Source organism: Nonomuraea sp. NPDC052129, assembly GCF_040680095.1.
Taxonomy (GTDB): Bacteria; Actinomycetota; Actinomycetes; order Streptosporangiales; family Streptosporangiaceae; genus Nonomuraea.
On sequence record NZ_JBFAVX010000018.1, the window covers coordinates 46,035 to 72,335 of the forward strand.

The 26,301-nt window shown below is 71.5% G+C and carries 21 protein-coding genes; 12 read left to right on the forward strand and 9 right to left on the reverse strand.

What is annotated here, in order from left to right; translation table 11 throughout:
• The first annotated feature begins 131 nt into the window (after window positions 1-131).
• The gene (locus AB0L53_RS33245) at window positions 132-926 is read left to right on the forward strand and encodes a methyltransferase domain-containing protein (protein ID WP_364002356.1); all 795 of its coding nucleotides are present in this window, start codon (window positions 132-134) and stop codon (window positions 924-926) included.
• A gap of 174 nt (window positions 927-1,100) precedes the next feature.
• Here AB0L53_RS33245 and AB0L53_RS33250 read toward each other — a convergent pair whose 3' ends face one another.
• Window positions 1,101-1,634 (reverse strand): hypothetical protein, encoded by a 534-nt coding sequence (locus AB0L53_RS33250; RefSeq protein ID WP_364002359.1) that lies wholly within the window; start codon window positions 1,632-1,634, stop codon window positions 1,101-1,103.
• Window positions 1,635-1,645: 11 nt separating this feature from the next.
• Window positions 1,646-2,620, reverse strand: coding sequence for a hypothetical protein (locus tag AB0L53_RS33255; protein ID WP_364002362.1), 975 nt, complete (start codon window positions 2,618-2,620; stop codon window positions 1,646-1,648).
• A 142-nt stretch (window positions 2,621-2,762) separates the two neighbouring features.
• On the opposite strand from AB0L53_RS33255, the gene AB0L53_RS33260 reads away from it, so the two are divergent.
• On the forward strand, window positions 2,763-3,719 hold the full coding sequence (locus AB0L53_RS33260; RefSeq protein WP_364002365.1) for a GNAT family N-acetyltransferase: 957 nt from the start codon (window positions 2,763-2,765) through the stop codon (window positions 3,717-3,719).
• An 18-nt stretch (window positions 3,720-3,737) separates the two neighbouring features.
• Here the strand turns inward: AB0L53_RS33260 and AB0L53_RS33265 are convergent, their stop codons facing one another.
• Genes AB0L53_RS33265 through AB0L53_RS33275 form a run of 3 tightly spaced genes read right to left on the reverse strand, consistent with a single transcriptional unit; the run spans window position 3,738 to window position 7,746 of the window.
• Window positions 3,738-4,481: a nucleotidyltransferase domain-containing protein gene (locus tag AB0L53_RS33265; RefSeq protein WP_364002368.1), complete on the reverse strand. Its 744-nt coding sequence runs from the start codon at window positions 4,479-4,481 to the stop codon at window positions 3,738-3,740.
• Window positions 4,478-5,131 carry a nucleotidyltransferase domain-containing protein gene (locus AB0L53_RS33270; protein WP_358542784.1) on the reverse strand — a complete coding sequence of 218 codons (654 nt, stop codon included), beginning with the start codon at window positions 5,129-5,131 and terminating at the stop codon, window positions 4,478-4,480. The genes AB0L53_RS33265 and AB0L53_RS33270 overlap by 4 nt, the downstream gene beginning before the upstream one ends.
• On the reverse strand, window positions 5,128-7,746 hold the full coding sequence (locus AB0L53_RS33275) for an MXAN_6230/SCO0854 family RING domain-containing protein (protein WP_364002372.1): 2,619 nt from the start codon (window positions 7,744-7,746) through the stop codon (window positions 5,128-5,130). Before AB0L53_RS33275 ends, AB0L53_RS33270 begins: the two co-directional genes overlap by 4 nt.
• Window positions 7,747-8,046: 300 nt before the next feature.
• On the opposite strand from AB0L53_RS33275, the gene AB0L53_RS33280 reads away from it, so the two are divergent.
• The 3 genes from AB0L53_RS33280 (at window position 8,047) to AB0L53_RS33290 (ending at window position 15,085) form a co-directional block, all read left to right on the forward strand.
• Window positions 8,047-9,921 (forward strand): amino acid transporter, encoded by a 1,875-nt coding sequence (locus AB0L53_RS33280; protein WP_364002762.1) that lies wholly within the window; start codon window positions 8,047-8,049, stop codon window positions 9,919-9,921.
• Between the two features lie 168 nt (window positions 9,922-10,089).
• A complete protein-coding gene (locus AB0L53_RS33285) occupies window positions 10,090-11,946 on the forward strand; it encodes a propionyl-CoA synthetase (RefSeq protein ID WP_364002375.1) in 1,857 nt (618 codons plus the stop codon).
• Between the two features lie 91 nt (window positions 11,947-12,037).
• Entirely contained in the window at window positions 12,038-15,085 is a 3,048-nt protein-coding gene (locus tag AB0L53_RS33290) for an AAA family ATPase (protein ID WP_364002378.1), read from the forward strand.
• Here the strand turns inward: AB0L53_RS33290 and AB0L53_RS33295 are convergent.
• The gene (locus tag AB0L53_RS33295; protein WP_364002381.1) at window positions 15,082-16,239 is read right to left on the reverse strand and encodes a HAMP domain-containing sensor histidine kinase; all 1,158 of its coding nucleotides are present in this window, start codon (window positions 16,237-16,239) and stop codon (window positions 15,082-15,084) included. The genes AB0L53_RS33290 and AB0L53_RS33295 overlap by 4 nt on opposite strands.
• Window positions 16,236-16,892 (reverse strand): response regulator transcription factor, encoded by a 657-nt coding sequence (locus AB0L53_RS33300; protein WP_358542794.1) that lies wholly within the window; start codon window positions 16,890-16,892, stop codon window positions 16,236-16,238. Before AB0L53_RS33300 ends, AB0L53_RS33295 begins: the two co-directional genes overlap by 4 nt.
• A gap of 155 nt (window positions 16,893-17,047) precedes the next feature.
• On the opposite strand from AB0L53_RS33300, the gene AB0L53_RS33305 reads away from it, so the two are divergent.
• Entirely contained in the window at window positions 17,048-18,466 is a 1,419-nt protein-coding gene (locus tag AB0L53_RS33305; RefSeq protein ID WP_364002385.1) for a hypothetical protein, read from the forward strand.
• Complete coding sequence (locus AB0L53_RS33310) at window positions 18,463-19,068, forward strand: response regulator transcription factor (protein ID WP_358542799.1); 606 nt, start codon at window positions 18,463-18,465, stop codon at window positions 19,066-19,068. Before AB0L53_RS33305 ends, AB0L53_RS33310 begins: the two co-directional genes overlap by 4 nt.
• On the opposite strand, the gene AB0L53_RS33315 is transcribed toward AB0L53_RS33310, so the two are convergent.
• On the reverse strand, window positions 18,994-21,012 hold the full coding sequence (locus AB0L53_RS33315; protein ID WP_364002389.1) for a histidine kinase: 2,019 nt from the start codon (window positions 21,010-21,012) through the stop codon (window positions 18,994-18,996). The genes AB0L53_RS33310 and AB0L53_RS33315 overlap by 75 nt on opposite strands.
• A 156-nt stretch (window positions 21,013-21,168) precedes the next feature.
• Between AB0L53_RS33315 and AB0L53_RS33320 the strand changes: the two genes are divergently transcribed.
• The 5 genes from AB0L53_RS33320 to AB0L53_RS33340 all read left to right on the forward strand — a co-directional run bounded on the left by AB0L53_RS33320 (window position 21,169) and on the right by AB0L53_RS33340 (window position 25,109).
• On the forward strand, window positions 21,169-21,573 hold the full coding sequence (locus AB0L53_RS33320) for a hypothetical protein (protein WP_364002392.1): 405 nt from the start codon (window positions 21,169-21,171) through the stop codon (window positions 21,571-21,573).
• Window positions 21,574-21,599: 26 nt separating this feature from the next.
• A complete protein-coding gene (locus tag AB0L53_RS33325; RefSeq protein ID WP_364002395.1) occupies window positions 21,600-22,433 on the forward strand; it encodes an NAD(P)H-binding protein in 834 nt (277 codons plus the stop codon).
• On the forward strand, window positions 22,434-23,060 hold the full coding sequence (locus AB0L53_RS33330) for a hypothetical protein (RefSeq protein ID WP_364002398.1): 627 nt from the start codon (window positions 22,434-22,436) through the stop codon (window positions 23,058-23,060).
• 155 nt (window positions 23,061-23,215) lie between these two features.
• On the forward strand, window positions 23,216-24,130 hold the full coding sequence (locus tag AB0L53_RS33335) for a hypothetical protein (protein WP_364002401.1): 915 nt from the start codon (window positions 23,216-23,218) through the stop codon (window positions 24,128-24,130).
• Window positions 24,131-24,221: 91 nt separating this feature from the next.
• The gene (locus tag AB0L53_RS33340; RefSeq protein WP_364002404.1) at window positions 24,222-25,109 is read left to right on the forward strand and encodes a hypothetical protein; all 888 of its coding nucleotides are present in this window, start codon (window positions 24,222-24,224) and stop codon (window positions 25,107-25,109) included.
• A gap of 13 nt (window positions 25,110-25,122) precedes the next feature.
• Here the strand turns inward: AB0L53_RS33340 and AB0L53_RS33345 are convergent, their stop codons facing one another.
• Window positions 25,123-26,253 carry a UDP-N-acetylglucosamine--N-acetylmuramyl-(pentapeptide) pyrophosphoryl-undecaprenol N-acetylglucosamine transferase gene (locus tag AB0L53_RS33345; protein ID WP_364002406.1) on the reverse strand — a complete coding sequence of 377 codons (1,131 nt, stop codon included), beginning with the start codon at window positions 26,251-26,253 and terminating at the stop codon, window positions 25,123-25,125.
• Between the last annotated feature and the right edge of the window lie 48 nt (window positions 26,254-26,301).

Sequence of the window (26,301 nt, forward strand, 5' to 3'; positions counted from 1 at the left end):
TGTCGCCACAAAGTCTACGAGCGACCAGGAGATGATCAGCACTCAATGATGCTCATATAGTGAGACATATGTTCTTGAATTGTGAGATAGAGGCTATGGTCGTCCTACCGAGGCGAGACGAAGGAGTTTCGATGGACGCCGTCTACACCCATGGCCACCACGAGTCCGTGCTGCGCTCCCACCGCTGGCGCACCGCCGAGAACTCGGCCGCGTACCTGTTGCCCCACCTCAAGCCCCAGATGAAGCTGCTGGACGTGGGCGCCGGGCCCGGCACCATCACGGCCGACCTGGCCGGCCGGGTGGCGCACGTGACGGCGTCCGAGGTGAGCACGGAGACGCTGGAGCTGACCAGGGCCGGAGTGGGAGCCGTGAGCAACGTCGAGTTCGCCGTCGCCGACGTGCACGCGCTCGACTATCCCGACGCCACGTTCTGCGTCGTCCACGCCCACCAGGTGCTGCAGCACGTCGGCGATCCCGTACGGGCGCTGCGGGAGATGCGGCGGGTGACGAAGCCGGGCGGCCTGGTGGCGGCGCGTGACAGCGACTACGCCGCGTTCGCCTGGTACCCGCTGCTGCCGGAGCTCGACGAGTGGCTGGCGCTCTATCAGCGGCTGGCGCGGAGCAACGGCGGCGAGCCGGACGCCGGGCGGCGCCTGCTGTCGTGGGCCAGGGCCGCGGGCTTCGACGACGTCACCGCCACCTCGTCCACCTGGTGCTTCGCCACGCCGGAGGACCGGGCCTGGTGGGGCGGGATGTGGGCCGACCGGATCAAGCAGTCCGCCATGGCCGAGCAGGCACTCGCCACGGGCGCCGCCACGGAGGAGGACCTACGGCGCATCTCCGAGGGCTGGCTGAAGTGGGCCGCGGCCGACGACGGCTGGATCTCGATCACCCACGGCGAAATCCTCTGCCGCATCGCGCGCTAGCCCGTTCTCGCCTCGACGGACCGCCTGCCTCTTCTCCGCCGAAGGGGGTATCCGTCCTTAGGGACCTGTGCCACGACGGACCGCCTGCCTCTTCTCCCCGAAGGGGGTATCCCTCCCAAGGGACACCAGCCACAACGGACCGTCACAGGGAGCGGACCAAACCCGGGGGCGTCACTAAAGGCCGGAGGTGCGGGCCCACTGCGGGTCGCGGTAGAGGACCACGTCGGCGCCGTCCAGCAGCTCGTCAGGAGCCGACAGCATGGTGATCTCGCCCGCCGCCTGCAGCCGCAGCAGCAGGTCGCGGACCCGTGGCCCCACCGGCAGGCGGCCGGGCGGGAGTCCGAGGCCCGATCGGACCGCGTCCGCGACCTCCGACAGGTGGAACGGCCCGCCGAACTCCGCCACCACACCCCGCACCAGGCTCATGGTGATCACCTGTTCGGCCTCGGCGTGGGCCAGCTCCCAGACGATCTGCTCCCTGCGCCGGCCCGTGGCCGCGCAGGCCGTGCAGGGGCGCATCAGGCCACGCGAGATGCCGGGCGCCAGGCCGGGCAGCACCGGCTGCTCCGCCGAGCCGAGGCAGACGGTGCACTGGTTGGTCTCGGAGGCGTGCAACTCGGCGGACATGAGGTCGGGCAGGTCCGCCTCGCAGTCGCAGGAGTACGCGCCGAGAACGCCGGTCCGCGGGCTGATCGTGTGGTTCGTCATCTCGGGAGACTCTACCCGCGGGCGTCCATCAGGCCGTGCCGGCGCAGCGCCTTGCGGGCCGCCGCCACCACCCGCTCGTCCGGATGGTGGTCGATGAACACCTGTAGCACCCGTTCGGTCCAGGGATGGTCGCCGAGGGCCAGGAGGGCGATCGTGCCCGCCTGCTCGTCCTTCTCCATGCCCTGGGAGACCGACTTGATGACCTCGGCCGCCTCCCCGCCGAACTCCAGCAGCGCCGCCGCCATGTCCACGAACGCCCACGCGATCTCCTCGGGCGTCGGCGGCCGTTCCTCGCGGCCCAGCCGGGCGGCCACGACGGCGCCCATCCTCGGCGCGCCGAGCAGCCCGTCGAGCGCCTCCGTGCCCGCGTCGCCCAGCCCTGTGGCGAGCAGTTCCACGCCGACGGCCCGGCTCAGCGGGCTCACCTCGCCGAGGGCGGCCGCGATCTCGGCCGCCGCCTCGCCCTGATCCCGGCCGGCCAGCCAGCCGGCGAGCTCCTCGTCGCGCTCCGGCTCCGGGTAGGAGCGCAGGCCGTACAGCAGCGCGCCGGCGTCCCGGCCGGCCAGCGAGCCCATGACCGGGATGTCCTGCCCGGTCGCCTCGCCGATCACCAGCCCGGCCGCCCAGATGCCGAGCGGGGTCAGGGTGCGCGGCGGCGCCTGGCGTACCAGGCCCAGGTCCGTCAGGACGGCGGGCACCTCGTCGGTCAGCGGGCCGCGGCCCAGATATAGGCGTACCACCTCCATGAACAGCGTCTCGTCGGTGCTCAGCGTGCGGCGGCAGACGTCCGCCCACACCTGGAGCACCTTGTCGTCGGAGCCGTCACGCAGCGCCTCGACCGCGTCCGGCGCGAACGCCGGATGTGCGGAAGCGTCGGCGTCGCCGGTCGCCAGAGGAGTCTCGCGTACGGCCGCCACCAGCTCGTCGTCGGCCGGCAGCCGGACGGGAGGCTGGAGCGGAAGCGTGTCGTCGTCGTAGGAGCCCACGTCCTTATCCTGTCGGAACTCGCCTTACATTTGCGATAAAGTCCCCGCTGACCGTGAAAAGTCCGGAAGAAGGGAGACGTCGAGATGGTCCGTGTTGTCCGGGCGCTCCCCGCGTCCGCTGTTGTAACCTTCCGGAGGAATCGTGCTTTCTGGCACAACGCTTTTCCGCTCCACGGTCGAGGCTGACCTCGACCGGCTGCTCGACTGCGCCGTCGACGAGCCCATCAGCTGGGCCGACCCCGACCGGCTGCGCTCCTTTCTCGAGACCGGCCACTACCGCCACGACCGCATGTGGGTCGCGGAACAGGACGGCCGCATCATCGCCCGCGCCGTCTGGTGGGGGTTGCCCGACGGCGACAGCCCGCTCGCGCTCGACTGCCTCTGGGTCCACCCGTCGGTGCCCGACCGCGTGGAACTGGCCGCCGAGCTGCTGCGACACGCCCATAAGGGGTACGGCGACGCGCCCGCCTATCACGTGTTCGTCGCGAACGGCTGGCGGGACGACCCGGAGGTCACGGCCGCCATCGACTGGCGGTGGCGGGCCGGGGCCCTGGCCGGGCTGACCGACGAGCTCGAACGGCTCAGGTACGAGTGGACGCGGGGCACGCCGGTGCCGGAGGCGTCGGACCGGCTGGTGTTCCGGGCGGAGGACGACGACGAGGTGTTCGTCGAGGCGTTCAGCCGCGTGGCCGTCGGGACGCTCGACCACCACACCCGGCAGGCCCTGGCCACTACCGACCCCGAGGCGCAGGCCCGCGAGGACGTCGAGGACTACCGGAGCATGCCGGGCGACAGGGGCTGGTGGCGCCTGGCGTACACGCCGGACGGCGACCTCGTCGGCGTGGCGCTGCCGTCGGCCAACGCGGGCGGGCCCGTGGTCGGCTACCTCGGCGTGGTGCCCGAGCACCGCGGCCACGGCTACGCCGACGACCTGCTCGGCGAGATCACCCGGCTGCACGCCGAGCGGGGCGCCGAGCGGATCGTCGCCGACACCGACGCCGTGAACGTCCCGATGGCCAGGGCCTTCGAGCGGTCCGGTTACCACAACTTCGCCGTCAGACTCGTCCTGTCGGCGCCGTCTGACCCCCTGAACGCATGATCCGGCGGCGCCGCCTGATCACGTGAACACGGTGGCGAGGCGCGCCCGGACCACGAGGTCGTGCATGGCGTCCCGGACCGTTGCGGCCTCCGGCAGCGGTGAGGAGTCCCTGGCCGCCTCCAGCTCGGCGGTCAGGCGCGCCACGTCGTCACCCGCCGTGCTCACCCCCGGCGCGCGGCCGTGCTCGGCCTCCCGCTTGGCCGCCACCAGGTCGGGCAGGTACGTCGGTACGTACGCGAACAGGTGGGTCAGGTCGGCGTCCAGCTCACCGGTGCGCATCAGGTGGATGCCGGTGGCCAGCACACGGAAGGTGTAGAGCAGCGGCTTGAGCTCCCCGTTCTTCTCGAACAGCCGCCACTGCGTACGCGCGAACCCCAGATAGTGGTGGGCGTGGTGCCGCGTCAGGCAGCCGGGCGCCAGGTCCTTCAGCTCCTCGTGCAGCGGAGAGGAGGACACGACCAAGGGGGAGAGGAGCTGTTCCAGGACATAGCCGTTGCGGTTCAGCAGCAGCCCGCAGAACTTGGCCAGGTCGTGCGTGACCAGGTCCACCTCGACGCCGTCGCGCGTCCAGGTCCGGTCGAGGGTCGCCGGTCCGGTACGCAGGCCGACGACCTCCCGCAGCGGCAGCAGGTGTACGCCCCGCAGGTCCACGTCCGAGTCGGCCGAGGGGAAACCGTAGAGGTGCGCGCCGCTGATCGTGGCGAACACCAGCGGGTACGGCTGCTCTTCGGGGATCTCCGGCAGCCAGGCAGGCAGGTTCACACGCGCTCCCGGGACAGGTGGGCCCTCCGTACGGCCACGAGGTAGGTCTCGACGGACGCCCGGTCCGGCGCCGCCGGCAGGACGCCGGCCGCGTCGGCCAGGTCGCCGGTCAGCTCGGCCCGCCAGGCGGCGATCTCCGCCCACGCCACCTCGCCCCGCTTGATCGCCAACAGCCGGTCGCGGTGGTCGCCGACCTGGATCAGGGGCTCGCCGTGGCGTACCAGGTGGCGGCCGCTCAGCAGCAGCCTGATCAGGTGCATCGCCTGCTTCCACTTCGGCGCGGCCGGGTCGAGGCGGCGGAACTGGGCGTCGGCGTACCGGGTGAACGACTCGTGCGCCCGCCGCGACAGGAACGCCCCACGCAGGTCGCGCAGCCGCCCGCCCTCCGGCGTGAGCACCTCCGTGAGGGGAGACCACAGGCACTCCAGGACCGTGGGGTTCGCGTCGAGGGCGAGCCCGCAGAAGCGCTCGACCTCCCACGAGAACTGCTCGGGCAGCGGCCCGTCGCGGTGCGTCACCGGCTTGTCCAGCCGCCAGAACGCCTCCGTCGGCACCACGAACACACCGCGCCGGTCGGTGTCGGACTCGGCGGTGTCCAGACCGTAGGCCCGCGACCCCACCACGACCGAGAGGATCAGGTCTTCGCTCACGTGGCCACTTTCACGGGGTCGGGGGACAGCCCGCTCAGCAGGTCGGCTGCTCCAAGCTGGTGTACGTCGCCGAGGCCGTCCGGGTGCAGCGCGTACGCCGCGCAGCCACTGGGCAGGGGCAGGTCGCCCTGGACGAGCATGGCGAGCTCGACCCCGTCGAACGACGCGGGCCGCCCGACGGCCGGGGCGCCGGCGCCGGCGATCAGCCGGTCGGCGAACGCGGCCACGTCCTCGCCCGGCCGCCGCTCGTAGCGGACCACCTCGCCCTGGCGCTTTCGGACCAGGACCTCGGTGGCGCGCGCGGCGGCGTGCCAGCAGCCCACCTCCCACAGCGTCACCCGGTGCGTGAACGCCTGCTCCAGCGCCGCGCCCAGCAGGCTCAGCTCGTCGGCGCTACCGTCCACGCTGTGCCCGTAACCGGCGGCGCCCAGGTTGAAGTCCGCCCACCGCATCGTCCGCGTCCACAGGTCGGCCACCAGCGGCACCAGGATCTTGGCCTGCCCCGTCAGATCGAAGCGCTGCCGGACGGCCAGCGGGTCGAACAGTCCCTCCGGCTGCTCCATGAACCCGGCGAACCCGCGTACCAGATCCTCGAACGGCACGTCGTTGTAGCTGAAGACGACCGGCACGAGGTAGCGGCCGCGCAGGGCCCGCACGTTCACGTCGATGAACTCCGACGCGCCCAGCGGCTCGGGCGCCGACGTCAGGTCGCCCGAGTGGGTGACGGCCGTGCCCAGCCGCAGGTTCGTGTAGTCGCACAGCCCGACGAACGCCCAGCGCTCGTCGAAGACGGCCACGGACAGGTCGAGGTCCACCCGGGTGTCCTTCGGCTCGGCCCAGTGGAGGAAGAACCGGAGCCGCTCGCCGCCGGGGATGGGCTGGACGCTGCCGCGCGGCAGCTGTACCAGCGCCTTGACCGCTGTCCTCTCGGACGTCGGCGCGATCAGGTCGGCCAGGCCCTCATCCAGCAGCACCCGCCGCAGCGGGGGGAGCGCGGCGGTGCGGCGCAGCAGCTCGGCGGCCAGCGTCCGCTCGGCCTCCAGCACGACCTCGTCCGGCAGCTGCGGCCGGTCGTCGCGCCGGGTGTGGAAGCGCGCGGTGCCGCCGCGCGGCAGGAACAGCCGCAGCCCGCCGGGCGGCGTCCGCAACTGCCCCAGAGCGGCGAGGAGCACCCCGGGCGCGACCCGCGCCGCCACACCCGCCAGCCCGGTGGACGTCGCCACGCCCGCCAGTCCGGCAGGCGCCGGTCCGGACGCGGGTGTGTCCGCCTCTGCCCGGCCGATGGTCTCCAGCAGGTCGGGGGAGAGGCGGAGCAGCTGCGACAGCCGCCGCATCAGCTCGCCGGGCCGGTGGGCCAGCAGGTCGGCCGCGTCGGAGTGGCGGCCGTCGGCTAGGGCCGTCTCCACACGGCTCGCGAACGACGTGGCCACCAGCCGCCCGTCGCGCACCCGCACCACCCCCGGCCGCCGCGCGGCCAGCTCCAGCAGGGTCCGCCCGAACGCCGTCTCCGGGTCGAGCCGGGTGCCGCGCAGGGCGGCGAAGGCCAGCGCGGCGTTCGGGTAGCGGGCGTGGTGCTCATGGGGGTGCAGCACCTCGGCCATGCGCTTCCACTGCTCGCCGTACCGGAACAGGTCCTCGATCGCGTACGGCATGGCGTCCAGGCACGACAGCAGGGTCCGGCGGACGGCGCGCGGCAGCGACACGCGGCGCCGCGGGCGGATCCGCAGCCCGGGGTCGGCGTCCATCAGCACGTACAGCAGCCGCAGCACGTCCGTGGCCGTCTCCAGATGGTTGCGCAGCAGCTCGGGGGCGCCCTTGCGCAACGCGACGGCGAGCACGACGGCGCGCGTCTCCTTGACCGGGACGCTCTCCGGCAGCCAGTCGCCCGACTCGGGCCAGAACGCCTCCAGCAGCGCCTCCAGATCGGCGCGGTCGTGCGGCGGCATCGGAGTGCGGCGGGTCATCAGGTCCACGGCCACCTCACGGCAGGCCGCCGTGGGGTCGTCCGCGAGACGCAACAGGCCGGTGGCGGTGACAGCGGCGCGGTCGACGCTCGCGCGCTCCTCCGACGGGAGCAGGAACGGATCGTCCGGGTCGACGCGCCGGTGGCAGATGGGGCAGGCGCTGAAGTCGGCCCCGTCCCAGCACGAACGGCACACCAGATGCGCGCAGGGCGCCACGGCGTGGACGGTGCCGACGTTCCCGCACAGGACGCACGGCCGCTCCGGCTGCTGCAGCAGCAGCGAGAACACCCGCCGCACGTAGAAGTCGCCGGTGTCCCTGGGCACGCTGTCCGGAAATTTCCGGAAAAGGGGTACGTGCGAGACCGCCGCGCCCAGCTCGCCCCGCAGCCCGTGCAGCAGCCGCCGCCCGACGCGCGTCAGCTCCTTCGACGACAGCGCCGCCAGCGCCCGATACAGCTCCGCCGACACCAGGAAGCCCAGCTGTAGCAGCTCGAACTCCAGCGCCGCCACCCCGGACCGCACATCGGCCCGCGTCATGTTCAGGGACTTGGGCAGCTTGCCGACGGCTTCGGGCATGCGCGGATCGGCGGCCAGCAGCGCGGGCGCGACCACCCGCGTACGGCGCAGCAGGATCTCGGCGGGACCGTTCATGGAGGCACCTCCGATGCCCTAGAGACCGCGGAGCGACTCTTCGCATTGAGAGAGGTCGCGTGGGAGCACCGCGCGACCTCTGGAGAGGTGGAGAGCGGGCGCGCTGGACTCATTTGAAAGATGAAGAAGGAAGCACGCCCAAAGAGCCACCCCGGTGATCCACGGTACCGGCACAAATCGCCAAATGTCCGCCGAATTTCCAGTCCGGCAAGGCCCGGCATGCGCCAGAGCCGCCTCGATGGATAGGGTCTCCGAATTCGATGAGGACAGAGACCAGGAGAGAAGGGCCGACCGGTGACCATGCGGAGCTGGCTGCTACACGGGCTGCAGCCGACGTCCGGGATGCACGACGAACATCCCGGCAAGCGTCACTCCTGGTGGCAGGTCATGTGCCTCACAGGTGTCGACTACTTCTCCACCCTCGGCTACCAGCCGGGCATCGCCGCGCTGGCCGCGGGCGCGCTGTCGCCGATCGCCACGCTGATGCTGGTGGCGCTGACGCTGTTCGGCGCGCTGCCCACCTACCGCGTGGTGGCGGCCGAGAGCCCCAACGGCATGGGCTCCATCGCCATGCTCGAACGGCTGCTGCCGAGCTGGTGGGGCAAGCTGCTGGTGCTGGTGCTGCTCGGGTTCGTGGCGACGGCGTTCATCTTCACGATCACGCTGTCGGCCTCCGACGCGACCGCCCACATCCTGCAGAACCCGTTCTTCCCTGACGCGCTCGCCGGTCAGCAGGTGCCCATCACGCTGCTGCTCATCGCCGCGCTCGGCGCGATCTTCCTGCGCGGGTTCAGCGAGGCCATCGGGCTGGCCATCGCGCTCGTGGCCGTCTATCTGGCTCTGAACCTGGTCGTCGTCGGCACCGCCGTCGCCCAGGTGCTGTCCCGCCCGGAGCTGGTGGGCGACTGGCAGGACGCGCTCACCGCGGGGCACTCCAGCCCGCTCGCGATGATCGCGCTGTCCGCTTTCGCGCTGCCGAAGCTGGCGCTCGGCCTGTCCGGGTTCGAGACGGGCGTCGCGGTGATGCCGCAGATCGAGGGAGACCTGGAGCAGCGCGTCAAGGGCGCCAAGCGGCTGCTCACCACGGCCGCGTTGATCATGAGCGTGTTCCTGGTGTTCAGCGGGTTCGCCACGGCCGTGCTCATCCCGCACAAGGAGTTCGAGGAGGGCGGCCACGCGGCCGGGCGCGCCCTGGCGTACCTGGCGCACGAATACCTGGGCGACTGGTTCGGCACCCTCTACGACATCAGCACCATCGCCATCCTCTGGTTCGCGGGCGCCTCGGCGCTGACGGGCCTGCTCAACATCGTGCCGCGCTACCTGCCCCGCTACGGTATGGCGCCCGACTGGGCGCGGGCCGTACGCCCGCTGGTGCTGGTGTTCACCGCGATCTCGTTCGTCATCACGATCCTGTTCGGCGCGAACGTCGAGTCGCAGGGCGGCGCCTACGCCACCGGCGTGCTCGCGCTGATCCTGTCGGCCGCGGTCGCCGTCACCATCTCGGTCGCGCGCGCCGGGCGGCGGCGCGCGGCGGCGGCGTTCGGCCTCATCTCGCTGATCCTCACCTACACCTTCGCCGCAAACGTGATCGAACGCCCCGACGGCCTGTCGATCGCGGTGTTCTTCGTCGTGGCGATCATCGTCACCTCGATCATCTCCCGCGCCACGCGCTCCACCGAGCTGCGGGTGACGGGGGTGGCGCTCGACAAGGAGGCCAAGCGGCTCATCGACGAGCTGCCGCCGGGCGAGCTGCGCATCATCGCCAACGAGCCCGACGCCCGCGACGAGGCCGAGTACGCCGAGAAGGACAGCGAGACGCGCCAGTACCATCACCTGCCCGACGACGAGCCGATGCTGTTCCTGGAGGTCACGCTCGGCGACACGTCGGAGTTCGAGTCCGAAGTGCTCGTGCGCGGCGAGGTGCGGCACGGCTATGGGGTGCTGACCGCGACGAGCGCGGCGGTGCCCAACACGATCGCCGCGATCCTGCTGCACCTGCGCGACACGTCCGCCCGCCGTCCGCACGTGTACTTCCACTGGGCGGAGGGCAATCCGGTGCTGGCGCTGGTGAGATATCTGCTGTTCGGCGGGGGTGACGTGCCGCCGCTCACGCGTGAGGTCCTGCGCCAGGCCGAGGAGGAGCCCGGCCGCCGGCCTCAGGTGCACGTCGGCTGATCTGTTACGGCACAGCCGCACCCACCGCCACCCGCCGCACGGGGCGGGTGGCCTCCAGGAATACGGCCGCTGAACCCGCACGGGGCCGGGCGCCGTTACGCGCGTCTTCTTGGCCATGGCTGCCGTTTGCGCTTGCCATCGGGGGTGAGGCGCTGATCTGATCGGATTATGAGTGCTTATGATGCGGTCTACCAGCGGAGCATCGTGGAGCCAGAGGCGTTCTGGGGAGAGGCCGCCCGGGACATCGAGTGGGATGTGGCTCCCACGATCGTGTTCGACAAGGGGCGCTGGTTCGTCGACGGGCGCCTGAACACCTGCCACAACGCCGTCGACCGGCACGTGGCCGGCGGACGGGGCGAGCAGGCCGCGTTGATCTACGACAGCCCCGTGACCGGGGTCGTGCGGAGCTTCAGCTACGCCGAACTGCTCGACGCGGTGTCCCGGACCGCCGGGATGCTGCGTGATCTCGGCGTCGTCGCCGGGGACACCGTGGTGATCTACATGCCGATGGTGCCCGAGGCGGTGATCGGGATGCTGGCCTGCGCCCGGCTCGGCGCCGTGCACTCGGTGGTGTTCGGCGGCTTCGCCGCCAATGAGCTGGCCGTGCGCATCGACCACGCCAAGTCCAAGGTCGTGCTCTCCGCCTCCTGCGGGATCGAGCCGACCCGGATCGTGCCGTACAAGCCGCTGCTCGACGCCGCTCTTGAGCAGGCCGAGCACCGGCCGGCGCACTGCGTGATCCTCCAGCGGCCCGAGTCGCCCGCCGACCTCGCCGAAGGGCGGGATCTGGACTGGGCCGAGACCGTACGGGACGCGGCGCCCGCCGGCTGTGTGAGCGTGGCGGCCACCGATCCGCTCTACATCCTCTACACCTCCGGCACCACCGGCGTGCCCAAGGGCGTCGTCCGCGACAACGGCGGGCACGCCGTCGCGCTGCGCTGGAGCATGTCCAACGTCTATGGCGCCGCGCCGGGTGAGGTCTACTGGGCGGCCTCCGACGTGGGGTGGGTCGTCGGCCATTCCTACATCGTCTACGCGCCGCTGCTGGCCGGGTGCACGACCGTGCTGTACGAGGGCAAGCCGGTCGGGACGCCTGATCCGGGCGCGTTCTGGCGGGTCGTGGCCACACACGGGGTGCGGACGCTGTTCACCGCGCCGACCGCGCTCCGGGCCATCAAAAAAGACGACCCATCAGGAAATTTCGCGCAAAAGTGGGATTTGTCGGGTCTGCGGTATCTGTTCATGGCCGGGGAGCGGCTCGATCCCGACACCTACCACTGGGCGTCCGACCTCCTCGGGATCCCGGTCATCGACCACTGGTGGCAGACCGAGACCGGCTGGCCGATCGCGGCCAACTGCGTCGGCCTCGAGCCGCTGCCGATCAAGCCGGGCTCGCCGACCAAGGCCGTGCCCGGCTGGGACGTACGCGTCCTGGACCCGGAGGGGAAGGAGTGCCCGCCCGGGGTGGAGGGCGCGGTCGCGATCAGGCTGCCCCTGCCGCCCGGCGCGCTGCCGACGCTCTACCGCGACGACGCCCGCTTCGCGGAGTCGTACCTGTCCCGTTACCCCGGCCACTACCTGACCGGCGACGGCGGCTTCCTTGACGACGACGGCTACCTGTACGTCATGGGACGCATCGACGACGTCATCAACATCGCCGGCCACCGGCTGTCCACGGGCGCGATGGAGGAGGTCATCGCGGCCCACCCCGACGTGGCCGAGTGCGCGGTGATCGGCGTGGACGACGCGCTGAAGGGTCAGCTCCCGTTCGGCTTCGTGGTGCTCAAGGCGGGCGCCGACCGCGACCCGGCCGAGGTCGAGCGCGAGCTGGTGGCCCTGGTCCGCGAGCGCATCGGCCCGGTCGCCGCCTTCCGCCGCGCCGTCGTCGTGGCCCGCCTGCCCAAGACCCGGTCCGGGAAGATCCTGCGCGCCACCATGCGCGACATCGCGGCCGGTCGCGACTACCGCGCCCCCTCGACGATCGAGGACCCGGCGGCCCTGTCGGAGATCGCCGACGCACTCTAACCCATTCCGCCCAAACGCTCCCTCAGCGCGATGGAACGCGCCATCATGGGAATTCCTCTGCTCTTCAGAGACCGTGCTGACGGAGACCGTGATGACGGAGACCTTGAGCTACGCCGACGCTCTGAAGATCCTCGGCTGCAAGGACAGCAGGCTCGTCAAGGTGATCGACTTCGCCGCGACGGCCGCGCTGACCGGATGGGCGCTCGCCGGCGGCGCCGACCTGGCGCTGGGCCTGCGCGATCTGCAGGAGGACGCCGTCCGGTACGGCAACGACGTGGTGCGGCGGGTGCCCGAGTGGCGCGGCGGCGCCGGTCGGTTCGCCCGTACCCAGCGGCTGGCCGCCGTCCACGCCGTGGTGATCGTCTCGGCGTACTTCGAGGCGCTCGGCGGGGCCAGCCTGCCGTTCGGGCTGGACCGGCTCGACCGGGACCGCGCGGCCGGCGGCACCCGCGCGGCGGCGTTCGCCGAGCTGGTGGAGAAGCTGCTCACGCGGCCGTTGCCCATGCCGGAGCCGTACCGCCCCTACGCGGAGACCCGTGAGGCCGTCGAACGCCACTACCGGCGGATGTCGGAGGCCGTGGCCGGGTACGTGCGCGAGGTGGCGGCCTGGGACGAGCTCTCGGCCGACGAGCGCGCCCGCGTCCCCTTCATGCTCGTGGAGGGACCGTCGGCGCATGCCCTGCGGATCTATGACGAGGACTACCGCTCGCTCACGCTCGACAGCCCCGAGTTCCGGATGTGGAGCCTGGTCACCGAGACGCAGGCGTTCGCCCCCGGGTTGTCGCGCGTGGCGCGGCTGCTGGCGGAGCTGGCGCCGCCGCGCGTGGGCGACCGGCCGATGATCCACCTGGTCAGGATGGCCGCCGCCGCGCTCGACCAGTCGCTCATGGCAGTCGGCAGGGCGCCGGACGACGTCACGCTGCCGCTGCTCGGCGAGGGGTACATCAGCCCCCGGTGCAAGGTCGCGGAGATGACGCGCGAGTCCGCGCCGGCGGCGAAGAGCTGGTGGAAGGGCCGGTTGGAGCTGCCCGACGCGGAGGCGTTCCTGGTGGGGCACCTCACCTCGCCGCACGCCACCCAGGCGCCCCTGGTGGTGCTGGGCGAGCCGGGGTCGGGCAAGACCAAGCTGACCGAGGTGCTCGCCGCCCGGCTGGCCGCCTCGGAATTCCTGCCGATCAAGGTGGAGCTGCGCGACGTCGCCGCCGAGTCGTCCGTGATCTCGCAGATCGAGCAGAGCGTTTCCCCCTTACTCCGCGAGAAGGTGAAATATCGGGACTTGGTGGAGGCAGCTGAGGGGATGCTGCCCGTCGTCATGCTCGACGGGTTCGACGAGCTGCTCCAGGCCGCCGGCACCAACCGCTACGACTACCTGGAGCAGGTCCAGGAGTTCCAGGACGAGCAGTCCAGGCACGGTCGGCCCGTCGCGGTGATCGTGACCAGCCGGACCGTCGTGGCCGACCGGGTCCGCTTCCCCGAGGGCGTACTCACGATCGAGCTCCAGCCGTTCGAGAAGGAGCAGGTCCGCCAGTGGCTGGAGATCTGGGCGGAGACCAACCGCGCGGTCCTGTCCAGACGCGGCAGGACGCCGCTGCCGGCCGACGTCGCGCTGGCCCAGGGCGAGCTGGCCAGGCAGCCACTGCTCCTGCTGCTGCTGGCCATCCACGACGCCGCCGAGAACGCGTTGCAGCGCGACGAGGCGGTCCTCGGCCGCGGCCGCCTCTACGAGTCGCTGATCAGGGACTTCGCCTACCGCGAGCTCCTCAAGGACCCGGAGGTACGAGCGCTGCCGGCCGCCCGGCGGGGTGGGCTGGTAGATCAGGAGCTGGTGCGGCTTGGGACCGTGGCGCTGTCGATGTTCGTCCGCGGCCGGGCGGTCGTCTCGGAGACCGCCCTCGACCGGGACCTGCCCGCCTTGTGCGGGGCGCCGGGGGAGGAGTGGGACGGCGAGGGCGGCTGGGCGCGGCGGGCGACCGAGCGGTTCTTCTTCGTGCACGTGAACGACCCAGGCGGCACTCGGGGTCATGAGTTCCTGCACGCGACGTTCGGCGAGTTCCTGGTGGCCTGGCTGGCCGTGTACGCGCTGCGCGACCTGATCAGGCGGCACGGCCACGACGAGGAGCTGGCGGGCCAGTTGGTCGACGACGACCTGCTCTACGCGATCACGTCGTTCTCCTGCCTGGCCGAGCGGGGGCCGACGGTCGGCTTCGCCATGGAGCTCATGGGCGCGCTGCCGGCCGAGGTCCGGGCCAGGAGCGTGACGCTGCTCAGCGCGCTGCTGCGCGAGTCGCTCCACGAGCGCCCGCGCCGCTCCTTCCTCGCCTTCCGCCCGGTACGCCATCCCGTGCCGCGCCGCCTGGCTGCCTATTCGGCCAACCTCACCCTCCTGGTGGTGGCCGCGTCGGACAAACCGGTCAGCGTCGCGGAGCTGCTCGGCGACTCGGGGGACTTCGCCCGGTGGAGCTCGTACGCGCATCTTTGGAAGAGCCAGCTCGGCGGGGAGGGCTGGACCGGCCTCATCGGCGCCATGCCGGCCCGTCGCGTCATGGACGGCGGCAAGCGCGACATCCGGCTCGGCGGGAGCGGCGAGTCGTGGGAGTTCGAGGGCGCGGGCTGGTGGTTCGGCCGCCCGCAGCCCGCGGCGCGCACCAGGGCGCTGGGCCGCTACAAGTCCTACGCCCTGCTGGAACGGCCCTACCTGCTCAACGTCGACGCCGACCTGCTGACCGACTCGCTGCGCGCCGACGACGAGACGCACCCGAGCCTGATCGTCGTGCAGCGGGGCTCCGGTCAGGTGGTGAGCTGCACCCGCCTGGTCGAGGAGGTGCTGATGAACCGGCCGTCGAGCGTCGAGGCCCGCGTCGCGCTCTACGCCGACGCGATCGAGGCGGTCACCGCGTTCCACACGCTCGAGAACCGGCGGCTGCTCGACCTGGTGCTGCGGGCGCTCGCCCTGGAGGGATCGGCCATGCCCTTCCAGGACCGGGCCGGCCTGCTCAGCGGGCTGGCCGGTGACGGCGTCGACCCGGCGCTGTGGCGGCCGCTGCTGGAGTCGATGTTCTTCGAGCGGTCCGACAGCTGGGAGCTCCTCCTCCGGGCGGGCGTCCCGGAAGCGGTCATGCGCGAGGTGCGCTCGCCCTAACCGGCTGATCGGTCCAGGGGCAGCTCGACCGTGATCGTCAGGCCGCCCTCCTCGCGCGGCCGGGCGACGACCGTGCCGCCGTGGGCCTCGGTGATGACGCGCACGATCGACAGGCCAAGGCCGCTGCCCCGGTCGGAGCGCAGCCGGTCGCCGTGCAGCCGCCGGAACGGCTCGAAGATCGTCTCGATCTCGTACGACGGCACGTGCAGGCCGGTGTTGGCCACGACCAGCTCCACCTGCTCGGTGCGCCGCCGGGTCGTCACCCACACCTCGCCCTTGGGCTGGTTGTGCCGGATCGCGTTCTCCACCAGGTTCTGGACCAGCCGCTCCACCAGCACCGCCTCGCCGGTCGTCGGCGCGGCGTCCAGCAGCCGGTGGATCGTCACCTCCCGCTCGGCCGCCTCCTCCGCCGCCTGGTCCAGCACGTGCTCGGCCACGTCCGTCAGGTCGAACGGGCGCCGGTCCAGCACCGCCTGCTCGCCCTCGGTCAGCGCCAGCAGGCCGTCGATGAGCCGCTCGTGCCGGGCGTTGACCAGCAGCAGCGACTCGCCGAGCCGCTTGACGTCGTCGGTGGCGTCGGGCCGCCGCACCGCCACGTCGACCAGCGTCCGGTTGATCGTCAATGGGGTGCGCAGCTCATGGGAGGCGTTGGCGACGAAGCGCCGCTGGCCGTCGAAGGAGCGGGCGAGGCGGCCGAGCATGGTGTCGAAGATGCCGGTCAGCTCCTTCACCTCGTCGTTCGGCCCCTCGTACCCGATCCGCTCGGCCAGGTCGTGGCTCTGGGCGACCCGGCGCGCGGTCTCGGTGACCGATGTGATCGGCCGCAGCACCCACCCGGCCGCCCGCCAGCCCAGGCCGAACGCGCCACCCGTGACGGCCAGCACCGCCAGCGCGCCGATGTTGCGCACGTTGGTCAACGTGTCGCGCTGGTAGGCCGCCATGACCTGGAGGGTCCGGGCTCGCGCCACCTCGTAGTAGTCGTCGTATCTGTAGAAGCCCCTGCCGTTGCCCAGGCTGATGGAGTTGGGGGTGACGAGATCGGCGCGGTAGGAGAGGTTCGACCGTACGAGGAAGTAGACGGCCGTCAGCAGCAGGCCGCCGCCGATGAGGAACACCACCGCGCAGGCCAGGGCGAAACGCAGACGGACGCTCATGGAATGCGATACCCCGATCCCGGCACGGTCTCGATGACCTGCGGCTCGCCCAGCTTCTTGCGTAACTTCATCATCGTGGTCCGCACCGTGTTCGTGAACGGGTCGATGTGCTCGTCCCACACCTTCTCCAGCAGCTCCTCCGCCGAGACCACCGCGCCCTGCGCCCGCAGCAGCTCGGCCAGCACCCCGAATTCCTTGCGCGCCAGCGGCACATAGCGCCCCTCGCGGAACACCTGCCGGTGCGCCCAGTCCAGCCGCACCCCGGCGCGGGCCAGCATCGGCGGGTCGGCCCGCCTGGCCCGGCGGCCGAGCGCGTGCACCCGCGCCACCAACTCCTCGAACGCGAACGGCTTGGGCAGGTAGTCGTCGGCCCCCAGCGACAGCCCCGCCACCCTCGCCCGTACGTCCCCGGCGGCGGTCAGCATCAGGATCCTGACCGGCCACCCCCGCTCGACCACCGCCTGACACACCTCGTCGCCGTGCACCAGCGGCAGGTCCCGGTCCAGGATCAGCACGTCATAGTCGTGCACGCCGAGCCGCTCCAGCGCCCCGTCACCGTCGTAGGCCACATCGACGGCCAGCGCCTCCCCCCGCAGCCCCTCGGCGATCGAATCGGCGAGCATGCGCTCGTCCTCCGCGACCAGAACACGCAATGTCGCCCCCATGAAGATCGAAAGTCCCGACAGTCTGCTCCAGCCTGCATAACGCGGACATAACCACTTTTGGTGACGCTCAGGTTAGCGCCGACTCGGTGAACTGCCCTCCCTACGGCCGGGACTCGCCCGGCCTCTCACGGGGGAGAGATGTCATGGTTGCCGCTCTTGTGGCGCCCGCGCGGCCCCGCCTGGCCGATCCGGTCTTGAGGAAGACGGGTCACCGACTGTTCGGGGTGGTCCTGGTGCTGGCTGCGGCGCTGCGCGTGCTGGTCATGCTCGGGTACGACACCGCGCAGGTCTACTGGTACGACTCGTTCACCTACCTGAACACGGCCGTGCACATGAAGCCGCAGGGCGCCTTCCATCCGGCGGGCTACTCGTGGTTCCTGTGGCTGCTGCGCCCCTTCCACAGTGTCGAGCTGGTCGTCGGCGTACAGCACGCGATGGGCCTGGGCGTCGGCGTGCTCATCTACATGCTGCTGCGCCGCTGGTCGCTGCCAGGCTGGGGGGCCGCGCTGGCCGCGGTGCCGGTGCTGTTCGACCCGGCGTTCCTGCGGCTGGAGCACGCCGTGCTCTCGGACCTGCAGGTGATCTTCCTCGTCATGTCCGCGCTCACGGTGCTGATGTGGCGCCAGGAGGTGTCGTGGCGGGCCGCCGCGCTGGCGGGGGCGCTGCTCGCGCTGGCCGGACTGACCCGGACCGCCGCGGTGCCGCTGCTCGCTCTGGCCGCGCTCTATCTCCTGCTGCGCCGCACCCCGTGGCGGAAGGTCGTCGTTCTGGTGGTCGCCGGGGCGCTGCCGCTGCTCGCCTACGCGGGCTGGTACGCCCAGTATCACGGCCGGTTCGCGCTGAGCGGCTCCGACGGCGTCGCCCTCTGGGCCCGCACGATGACGTTCGCCGACTGCTCGATCATCAAGCCGCCCGCGGCGGAGGCCAGGCTCTGCCCGAACGGCACCGTCGTCGACGCCGCCTCCGAGTACGTCTGGGCGCCCGGCGCCGCGCTCAACCGGCTGCCCGGCGACCGGTTCGCCTACAACGACCTGGCCAGGTCGTTCGCCCTTAAGGCCATCGCGGCGCAGCCGCTCGACTATCTGCGCGAGATCGTCAAGGACACCTCGCTGGCCTTCACCTGGGAGCCGGTGGCTCATCCCAAGCGGGTGGGCGCCATGTCGAACTTCCCGCACGGCTCGTGGGGGCTGCCGGAGGAGCACGCCCTCATCGGGCAGGTGCGCAAGGAGTATGACCCGGCCATCCGTGGCATGAGCTCGGTCGAGCCGTTCGGGTCCATCCTCGCCGCCTATCCGTACCCGTGGTTCCTGCACGGCACGCTGTTCGGCGTGATCCTCCTGGCGGGGGCGGCCGGGGCGATAGGCCGCCGCCGTCCGGCCCTGCTGCCGTGGGCGTTCGCGATGTTCCTGCTCGTCGCGCCGGTGGCGGCACTGGACTTCGATCACCGCTACGTGCTGCCCGCCATTCCGATCGCCTGCGTGGCCGCCGGGCTGGCCGTACACGGGCTGCCGCGGCGGCGGAATCGCGCGGTGGGGAGTGAGCGGATTACCGTACCGGTGTGATCCGGATTCTGATCGCGGAGGACATGCACATCCTTCGCGAAGCGCTGGTCGAGTTGCTGTCGCTCGAGGACGACATCACGGTGGTGGCGGGGGTCGCCTCGGGTCTGGAGATCGTCTCCGCCGCGCTGGAGCACCGGCCCGACGTGGCCGTGATCGACATCGATCTGCCGGGGCTGGACGGCATCTCGGCGGCTGCCGAACTGCGCGGCCGGCTGCCCGGCTGCCGGGTCCTGATCTTGACCGCGCTGGCCAAGCCGGGCGTCCTGCGCCGGGCGCTCGGTGCGCAGGTCGCCGGATTCGTCCAGAAAGACATCCGCCCGGCCGAGCTGGCCGCGGCGATCAGGACCGTCGCCGCCGGGGGACGGGTGGTGGACCCGGCACTGGCCCTGGTGGCGCTGGAGGCGCCGGAGAGCCCGCTCAGCCAGCGGGAGACCGAGGTGCTGCGTCTGTCGGCCAGCGGGGCCCAGCCCGCCGAGATCGCCGAGCGGCTCTTCCTGACCTACGGCACGATCCGCAACTACCTCACCTCAGCCGTCACCAAGCTGGGTGCTCGCAACCGAGTGGACGCCATTCGGATCGCCACCGAGTCCGGCTGGATCTGAACCGACTCCGGCTGGGCCTGAGTTGAGTCCGGCTGGATCTGACCCGAGTCCGGCTGGGCCTGAGCTGGGTCCGGCTGGGCCTGAGTCGAACTCGGCGACCACCTCGAACCTGTCGCCGGGCAGGCGCACCGCCGTCAACCGCCCGCCAGTGCGCTGCGCCAGGCTGCCGAGCCCGGAGCCGTGATGCCCCGGCTCCGACGGCGTGGACGGTTCGGTTCGCGTGACGGGCCGGGCGCCGTCGTTGACGACACGCAACCGTACGAGTCCGTCGGCGCCGGAGATGGTCAGCTCACACGTCCGGGCCCGGCTGTGCCGCAGGACGTTGGTGACGGTCTCGCGGAGCGCGGTGGCCACCGCCGTGTCGACCTCGGCCGGCAGCGGGCCCGTCGTGACCCGTGCCCTCGCCTCGATCCCGGCGGCCGTCAGCACCTCGCGCGCCGCGTCCAGCTCGGCCGCCAGCCGCAGCTCGACCCGGTCGCCGGCGATGGACCCCAGCTCCACCTGCGCCTGTTCGACCAGCGACACGAGCGAGGCGAGCTCGGTCCTGGCCCGTCCGGGGTCCGTGTCCAGCAGCCGCTCGGCCAGCTCGCCCTTCAGGGCGACCGCCGACAGGCTGAAACCGAGGACGTCGTGCAGGTCGCGCGCGACCCGGGTCCGTTCCCGCCGTACCGCGGCCTCGGCGAGCTCATGCCGGGCCCGGTCCAGCACGGTGATCAGCCCGGTGAGGCGCCCCAGGCTGTACGCCAGCCACGCGAGCATGACGTGACCACCGAAGTTGGCCAGCGCGTTCAGGATGCCGATGCCGGCGGTGATGCTGTCGTACAGGAGCCAGGCCAGATGCCCGGCCAGGACGGCACCGGCGATCGCCCACGATCGAGGCGGTCGTACGGTGAGCAGCACCTTGCCGGTGAAGAAGCTCAGCACGCGGTCCCAGGAGCCGGGGACGACCGCGAGGGGCAGCAGGAACAGCAGGCCCTGCACGACGAACGTGACCCGGGTCTGCGGCAGCACCTGCAGGACCACGATCACGATGAGCCCGAGCAGCGCCCAGGCGACCGTCGGCGGGGCGGCGTGCTCCCAGTAGTAGAGGTTGATCAGCACCAGCACGCACTGGATGAACAGCACCGCGAGCAGGACGAACCGCGCCAGCCGGGGTGACTCGATCCGCGCCGCGGGCTCGGCGATCGGCTCGGCGCGGTAGGCCCCGGCCGTCGCCCGCACCTCCGCCAAGGTACGCCGGGCGAGCGCCACGCCCTCACGGATGTCCTGCCGGGCGTCCACCGGCTCTTCCCCGGCCGCATCGCCCACCCGGAACGCGGCCGCTTCCCCTATCCGGAACGCGGCCGCCTTCCGCATGCGGAAGGCGATCGCCCCCAGTTTCCCGCCCAGGACGTTCCGCAATTCGCCGTCCAGCCTCAGGCGCTCCCTGACCAGGGCCAGCCGAGCCAGCTCTCCTTGGGTGTCGTGCAGCCGCCGTGCCGTCCCGACGAGCGCGGCGAGGCTGAACACGATGAGGGCGTCGTCCGCCGTGACGATCACGAACCAGATCGAGTCGTAGACCCCGTACCCGAGCAGCGCGGCCGTCGTGCCGGTGGCGGCCAGGACAAGGGTGAACAGCGGCCAGGCCGGCCGCGCCGGGAGCACGCAGAGCACTCCGGCGGCCACCGTCCACGGCATCCAGTCCCACGCCGAGCCGATCACGAGGAAGGGCAGCAGGTAGAGCAGCATCACTGCCGCCAGCAGTCCGTACCGACCGGCCGGGCGCCGGTGCCGCACAAGGAGCGCGATCAGTGGCGGATACGACGCCATCGTGAGCAGCAACGCGAGCGGGGCGGCGTCGCGCGACACGCCGCTGATCGTGCGGATGTAGACCAGGATGCCGAACGAGGCCCACAGCATGCCCTGGGCGACCCGCAGCGGGAGGTCGTCAGCGGTCCGTGCCAACCCGATCTCCCGATGAACTATGCAAAATGCATAACCGCCTGATTACAGGGACACTATCGGCGCCTTCTCGGTCGCTGTCACCCTTTGGGGAGATCACCTGAGCGGACATCCGTTCACCATGACCTGCGTCATGGCCGTACAAGGGCAGGGAGCCTGATGGAGCCCACCAAAGTCTTGCCGATCATCGCGATCGCCTCGCTGGTCACGGTCGAGTTCGGCGGGCACGCGCTGCTGCGCTTCATCACCACCGATCGCGACAAGCTGGGCGAGTTACGCGAGCGGTTCTTCCGCGCCGGCCACGCGCACGCCGGAGTGCTGCTGGTGCTCGCGCTGGTGTACCTGCTGTACCTGCCCCGCGCCGGTTTCTCCGATGGGCTGGAGTGGCTGACCGGCGGTGTCCTGCTGGCCGGGGTGCTGGCGCAATCGGGTGGGTTCTTCCTGCATCTGGCCGTTGGCGAGCAGGGTGCCCGCTCGTCCGGCACGATGGTCACCCGAGCCGGGGGCCTGCTCCTCGCCGCCGCGCTGATCGCCCTGGCCGTAGGCCTCGCCGGCGGGGCGTAGCACAAGTTGATGACCTGATGGGAGACATGATGATCTTAGTGACCGGCGCCACCGGCAATGTCGGATCGGCACTGGTGGCCGCTCTGGCTCAGGCCGGGCAGGGGGTGCGCGCGCTCGTACGCGATCCGCGGGCCGCCACGCTGCCGCCCGGCGTCCAGCCCGTCACCGGCGACCTGAACGAGCCCGGCAGCCTGGCCGATGCCCTGACCGGCGTGCGAGGGGTGTTCCTGCTGCCGGGATATGCGGACATGCCCGGACTGCTGGCCCAGATACGGCGGGCGGGGGTGGAACGGGTCGTGCTGCTGTCGGGCGGCTCGGCCGGGCAGGCGGACATGAGCAACGCGGTCTCCCGCTACATGGCGCTGTCCGAGCAGGCCACGCGGGCGGCGGGTGTGCCCTGGACCTTCCTGCGGCCCAGGGCGTTCATGTCCAACGCGCTGCGCTGGCTGCCGCAGCTTCAGGCCGGCGACGTGGTGCGCGTACCGTTCGCCGGGGTGGCGGCCGCGACCATCGACCCCGCCGACATCGCGGCGGTCGCGGCCCTGGCGCTGACGAGCGACGGGCACGAGGGCCGGATCTACGAGCTGACCGGCCCGGACTCGCTGCTGCCCGCCGACCAGGTCGCCGTGCTGGCCAAGGTGCTGGACAGGGACCTGCGCTGCGAGGGCCAGCCGGACGAGGAGGCGCGGGCGCAGATGGAGGCGACCATGCCGGTCGAGTACGTCGACGCCTTCTTCAGCTTCTACGTCGACGGCACACTCGACGAGTCCCAGGTCCTGCCGACCGTTCAGGAGGTGACGGGACACCCGCCCCGCACCTTCGAACAGTGGGCGCGGGCACACGCCGACGCCTTCCGGTAGATGGCGGCGGACAAGCATGACGCGGAGCCGTCGGCGGCTCTCATGTCGGCGATCGTGACGGAGCATTTCGTCCTGCAATCGGCGGCCGGCACGACCGTCAGTGAGGCGCTCGGGCGTTCGTCGCTGTACCTGTCGGCGCTGTCCAGCAGCCTGATCGCGCTGGGGTTCGCCGCGCAGACGCCAGGACTGCTGCTGCCGTTCGCCGCCGCCGCGTTGCCGACGGTCTTCGTGCTGGGCGTGTTCACCACGGCCCGGCTCGTCGACACCGGGGTGCAGAACGTGCTGTACCTGAGCAGCATCGCCCGCATCCGCGGCTACTACCGCGAACTCGACCGCGAGGCGGCGCGCTACTTCGCCAGGTGGGACGCGGATGGCGGGGAGACCGCCGACGCGCTCGGGTCGATGGCTGTCAAATCGGGCCCGATGGCCGGTCTCTTCACCGCCGCCAGCATGATCGCTATCATCAACGGCGTCCTGGCCGGCGTCTGTCTCGCCCTGCTGACCTACTACCTCGTGACGGACCACCACCTGGCGGCGGCCCTGGCCGTCGGGCTGGTCACCGCCGCCGCCGGCCTGACCGTGTTCTTCCGCTACCAGCACCACCGCTACCGGAACATCCAGCGCTGAGCCGCCCCGCACAAAGAGCCCTGGTCCGGGGGCTGTCGATCATGGAATCGATCGGTGAGCGCGACCGCCGGTTTCCTCGTCTGTCCTCGGCGAGGCTGCCGCTCTGACGAAATGTTACGTAGTATCCGGACATCACGAGCGTTGGGGGCGCCAGGGTGCCGGGACAGAGCGTGGGTGTGGTCGTCGATCCGGGAGTACCCCCGGAGGTCGCCGGAATGCTGCGTGCGAACGCCCCGCTCCTGTCCAGGATCCGAGCAGGCTGGGTGCCTCCTGCCGTGCAGCCGGTCGAGCGGCGCTGGCCGTCGAGCCTGGCGCTGCTGGCCGCAACGCCCCTGGTCGTCGCGCTGATGTCCGCGCTGCTGGCCTCCCCGGTGAAGCCGATCGGCTTCGTGCTGCTGGGCGGCTTCGTCTTCGTCGTGCTCGTCAAGATCGCCTCCATCAACGAGGTGCCGTTACACGACCGCCCCTACGAGCGTGGCGTCTACGAGCGTGGCGTCTACGAGCGGGCCCGCTGGTACGACGGGCGCTACCTGCTGGCCGACGACTTCGACGCGGAGGCCAAGGCGGTGCTGGCCAGAGCGCAACGGGCGATCGGCGCCGTGCTGCGTTCCCACGTCAACGCCGAAGGACTGCTGGACGACGCGCGCAACGCCGTGATGCTGCCGGAGCAGGAGTGGGAGATCGCCCGGCTGCTGGCCAAGCTCTCAGCCCTGCGCGGTGAGCACAAGGAGCTGCTGGCCCGCGGCATCGCGCCGGAGGTCGCGGCGGTGATCGAGCCGCTGGACCGCGCCCTGGTCACCAGCGAGGCCGCGGTCGTGGCGCGGGTCGAAGCGCTGGAACGTTACGCCGGGCACGTCGCCGAGGCCGAGCGCGCCTACCACGCCCGCGGCCAGATCGAGGAACTGCAGGCCCGGCTGCCGCGCTACGAGGAGCTCCTGGCCGAGTCGGGCGCCGACGCGCTGGCCGTACCCGAGATCGAGAAGCTCGCCGAGGACGCCGACGACCTGGAGCGGCTGCTGCGCAGGAGCGTGAGCTCGGCGCACGAGGCGTTCCGCCACCTGGAAGGCTGACGCCGGAACAGGCCGTGAGCAGGTGGTTGCGTCTTGTCGCATGACACGTTCCAGCACCTCTCCGGGTGACAATCCCATAAAATCCGTTTTCGTGGCGGATGTGGTGGTCGATCCAGATGTCCCGGAGGATGACGCCCAGCTGATCACGGAGAGCGAGCATCTCCTGATCCGCATGCGGCGCGGCTGGGCGCCCGACCCCCTGCCGTCCAGGGCATCCGGTAAGGCCGGGCGCGTGGCCCTCGCGGCGATCACGTTGATGGTGATGTCCCTTCTACTGTCCGGGACGCACACCTACCGGGCGGGCGGCCTGCTGCTGCTCAGCCTCATCGCCATCCCCGTCCTGCTCGTGATCTTCATCCGCAAGGACCTCGACGAGGACGAGGAGACGGCCGTCGACCGGGAGACCTACGAGCAGCTGCGCTGGTACGAGGGCCGCTACGTGCTCGCCGCCGACCTCGACGAGTCCTCCCGCAGGCTGCTCGCCCGGGCCAGGCGGGCCGTGGCCACGGTGACGCACTCGGCGGTCAACGTCGAAGGACTGCTGGACGACGTGCGCAACGCCGTGATGCTGCCCGCCCAGGAGTGGGAGATCGCCCGGCTGCTGGCCAAGCTGTCGGCGCTGCGGACCAAGCACCGGGAGACCATGTCGGAGGTGAACTCGCCGGAGGTCGCCGCCGTGGCCGAACCGCTCGCCCGGGCACTCGACAGCAGCGAGGAGGCCGTCGTGGCCCGGGTGGAGGCCTTGGAACGCTACGCCGCCAACGTGGCCGACGCCGAGCGCGCCTACCGGGCCCACCATCAGATCGAGGAGCTGCGGGGCCGGATCCACCAGTATGAGGAGCTGGTCTCGGAGTCGGGCGCGGACGGCTTCGCCGTACCGGAGATCACCCGGCTCGCGGAGGACGCCGACCAGCTGGAGCGGGCGCTGCGGCGGAGCGTGCGCTCCGCCCACGAGGCCTTCCGCTACCTGGACCCCTGACAGCTGTCCGGGACTATCGGACGTGCGCGGCCTCCAGCAGCACGTCGCACAGAGCCTCGGCCGCGTCGATCCGGCCCAGCTTGCGTGCCGCCTCGGCCATCGTCGCGCGCAGGCCCGGATCGGCCAGCAGCGGCATCAGCTCGGCCAGCAGCTGCTCGCCCGTCGGATGCGGCTCCAGCAACGCGCGGCCCGCGCCCGCGGAGGTCAGGTAGCCGGCGTTCTTGCGCTGCTCGTCGCCGCCGGTCGGGATCAGCGGGATCAGCACCGACGGCTTGCCGATGGCGGTCAGCTCCGACACCGTCCCGGCGCCGCTGCGCGCGATCACCACGTCGGCCGCGGCGAACAGATCGGGCAGCTCCGCGCCCACGTACGGCACCGGGTGGTAGCGGTCGGCCAGGTCCGGCGGCAACGCGGTGGCGCGCATCTGGTCGATCCACGCGGGCCCGCACTGGTGCACGATCTGGGCGTGCGGCAGCAGCCGCGGCAGGATCTCCGCGATCAGCGTGTTGATCTGCTTGCTGCCCGTCGCGCCGCCTGTCACGTAGATCAGCGGCACCTCGAACGTCAGCCCGAACAGGTCGTACGCCGCGGCCCGGTTGCCCTGCAGCAGCTCCGGCCTGATCGGATTGCCGGTGACCACGGCCTTCGCGCGCGCCGACGGGGGCAGGTATTCCAGCGACGACTCGTGGGACAGCGCGATCCGCGTCGCCAGCCTGGCCAGGATCCGGTTGGCCAGCCCCACCACCGTGGTCTGCTCGTGCATCACCAGCGGGCGGCGGATCAGCTTGGCCGCCACACCGATCGGCACCGCCACGTAACCCCCGGTCGACAGCACCACGTCGGGCAGGTAGCGGGCGGCGTGCCCGACCGCCTGGAACACGCCCACCGGGATGCGGAACACGTCGGCGATGTTGGTGCCGAGCTCCTTGAGGTTGGGCCGGCGCCGCAGCTTTCCGGTGGTGATGGCCTTGAACGGGATGCCGTGCTCGGTGGTGATCCTGGCTTCCAGGCCGTTGGCCGTGCCCACCCAGAGCACATCGTGCGGCACCTGACGTCGCTGAACGGCCGACAGGGTCGTCAGGGCCGGATAGGTGTGACCGCCGGTGCCGCCGCCGGTGATCAACAGTCGCAGGGTTCGTGACATGCGATCAGACTAGGGCCCCGGCGGGAAAGGTCGTCGCGCCGCACGGTC

Excerpts from the sequence above, each read along its gene's own strand:
- AB0L53_RS33245 (WP_364002356.1), top strand. The coding sequence starts at position 132 with ATGGACGCCGTCTACACCCATGGCCACCACGAGTCCGTGCTGCGCTCC.
- AB0L53_RS33250 (WP_364002359.1), bottom strand. The coding sequence starts at position 1,634 with ATGACGAACCACACGATCAGCCCGCGGACCGGCGTTCTCGGCGCGTAC.
- AB0L53_RS33275 (WP_364002372.1), bottom strand. The coding sequence starts at position 7,746 with ATGAACGGTCCCGCCGAGATCCTGCTGCGCCGTACGCGGGTGGTCGCG.
- AB0L53_RS33280 (WP_364002762.1), top strand. The coding sequence starts at position 8,047 with ATGCGGAGCTGGCTGCTACACGGGCTGCAGCCGACGTCCGGGATGCAC.
- AB0L53_RS33285 (WP_364002375.1), top strand. The coding sequence starts at position 10,090 with ATGAGTGCTTATGATGCGGTCTACCAGCGGAGCATCGTGGAGCCAGAG.
- AB0L53_RS33290 (WP_364002378.1), top strand. The coding sequence starts at position 12,038 with ATGACGGAGACCTTGAGCTACGCCGACGCTCTGAAGATCCTCGGCTGC.
- AB0L53_RS33295 (WP_364002381.1), bottom strand. The coding sequence starts at position 16,239 with ATGAGCGTCCGTCTGCGTTTCGCCCTGGCCTGCGCGGTGGTGTTCCTC.
- AB0L53_RS33305 (WP_364002385.1), top strand. The coding sequence starts at position 17,048 with ATGGTTGCCGCTCTTGTGGCGCCCGCGCGGCCCCGCCTGGCCGATCCG.
- AB0L53_RS33320 (WP_364002392.1), top strand. The coding sequence starts at position 21,169 with ATGGAGCCCACCAAAGTCTTGCCGATCATCGCGATCGCCTCGCTGGTC.
- AB0L53_RS33325 (WP_364002395.1), top strand. The coding sequence starts at position 21,600 with ATGATGATCTTAGTGACCGGCGCCACCGGCAATGTCGGATCGGCACTG.
- AB0L53_RS33330 (WP_364002398.1), top strand. The coding sequence starts at position 22,434 with ATGGCGGCGGACAAGCATGACGCGGAGCCGTCGGCGGCTCTCATGTCG.
- AB0L53_RS33345 (WP_364002406.1), bottom strand. The coding sequence starts at position 26,253 with ATGTCACGAACCCTGCGACTGTTGATCACCGGCGGCGGCACCGGCGGT.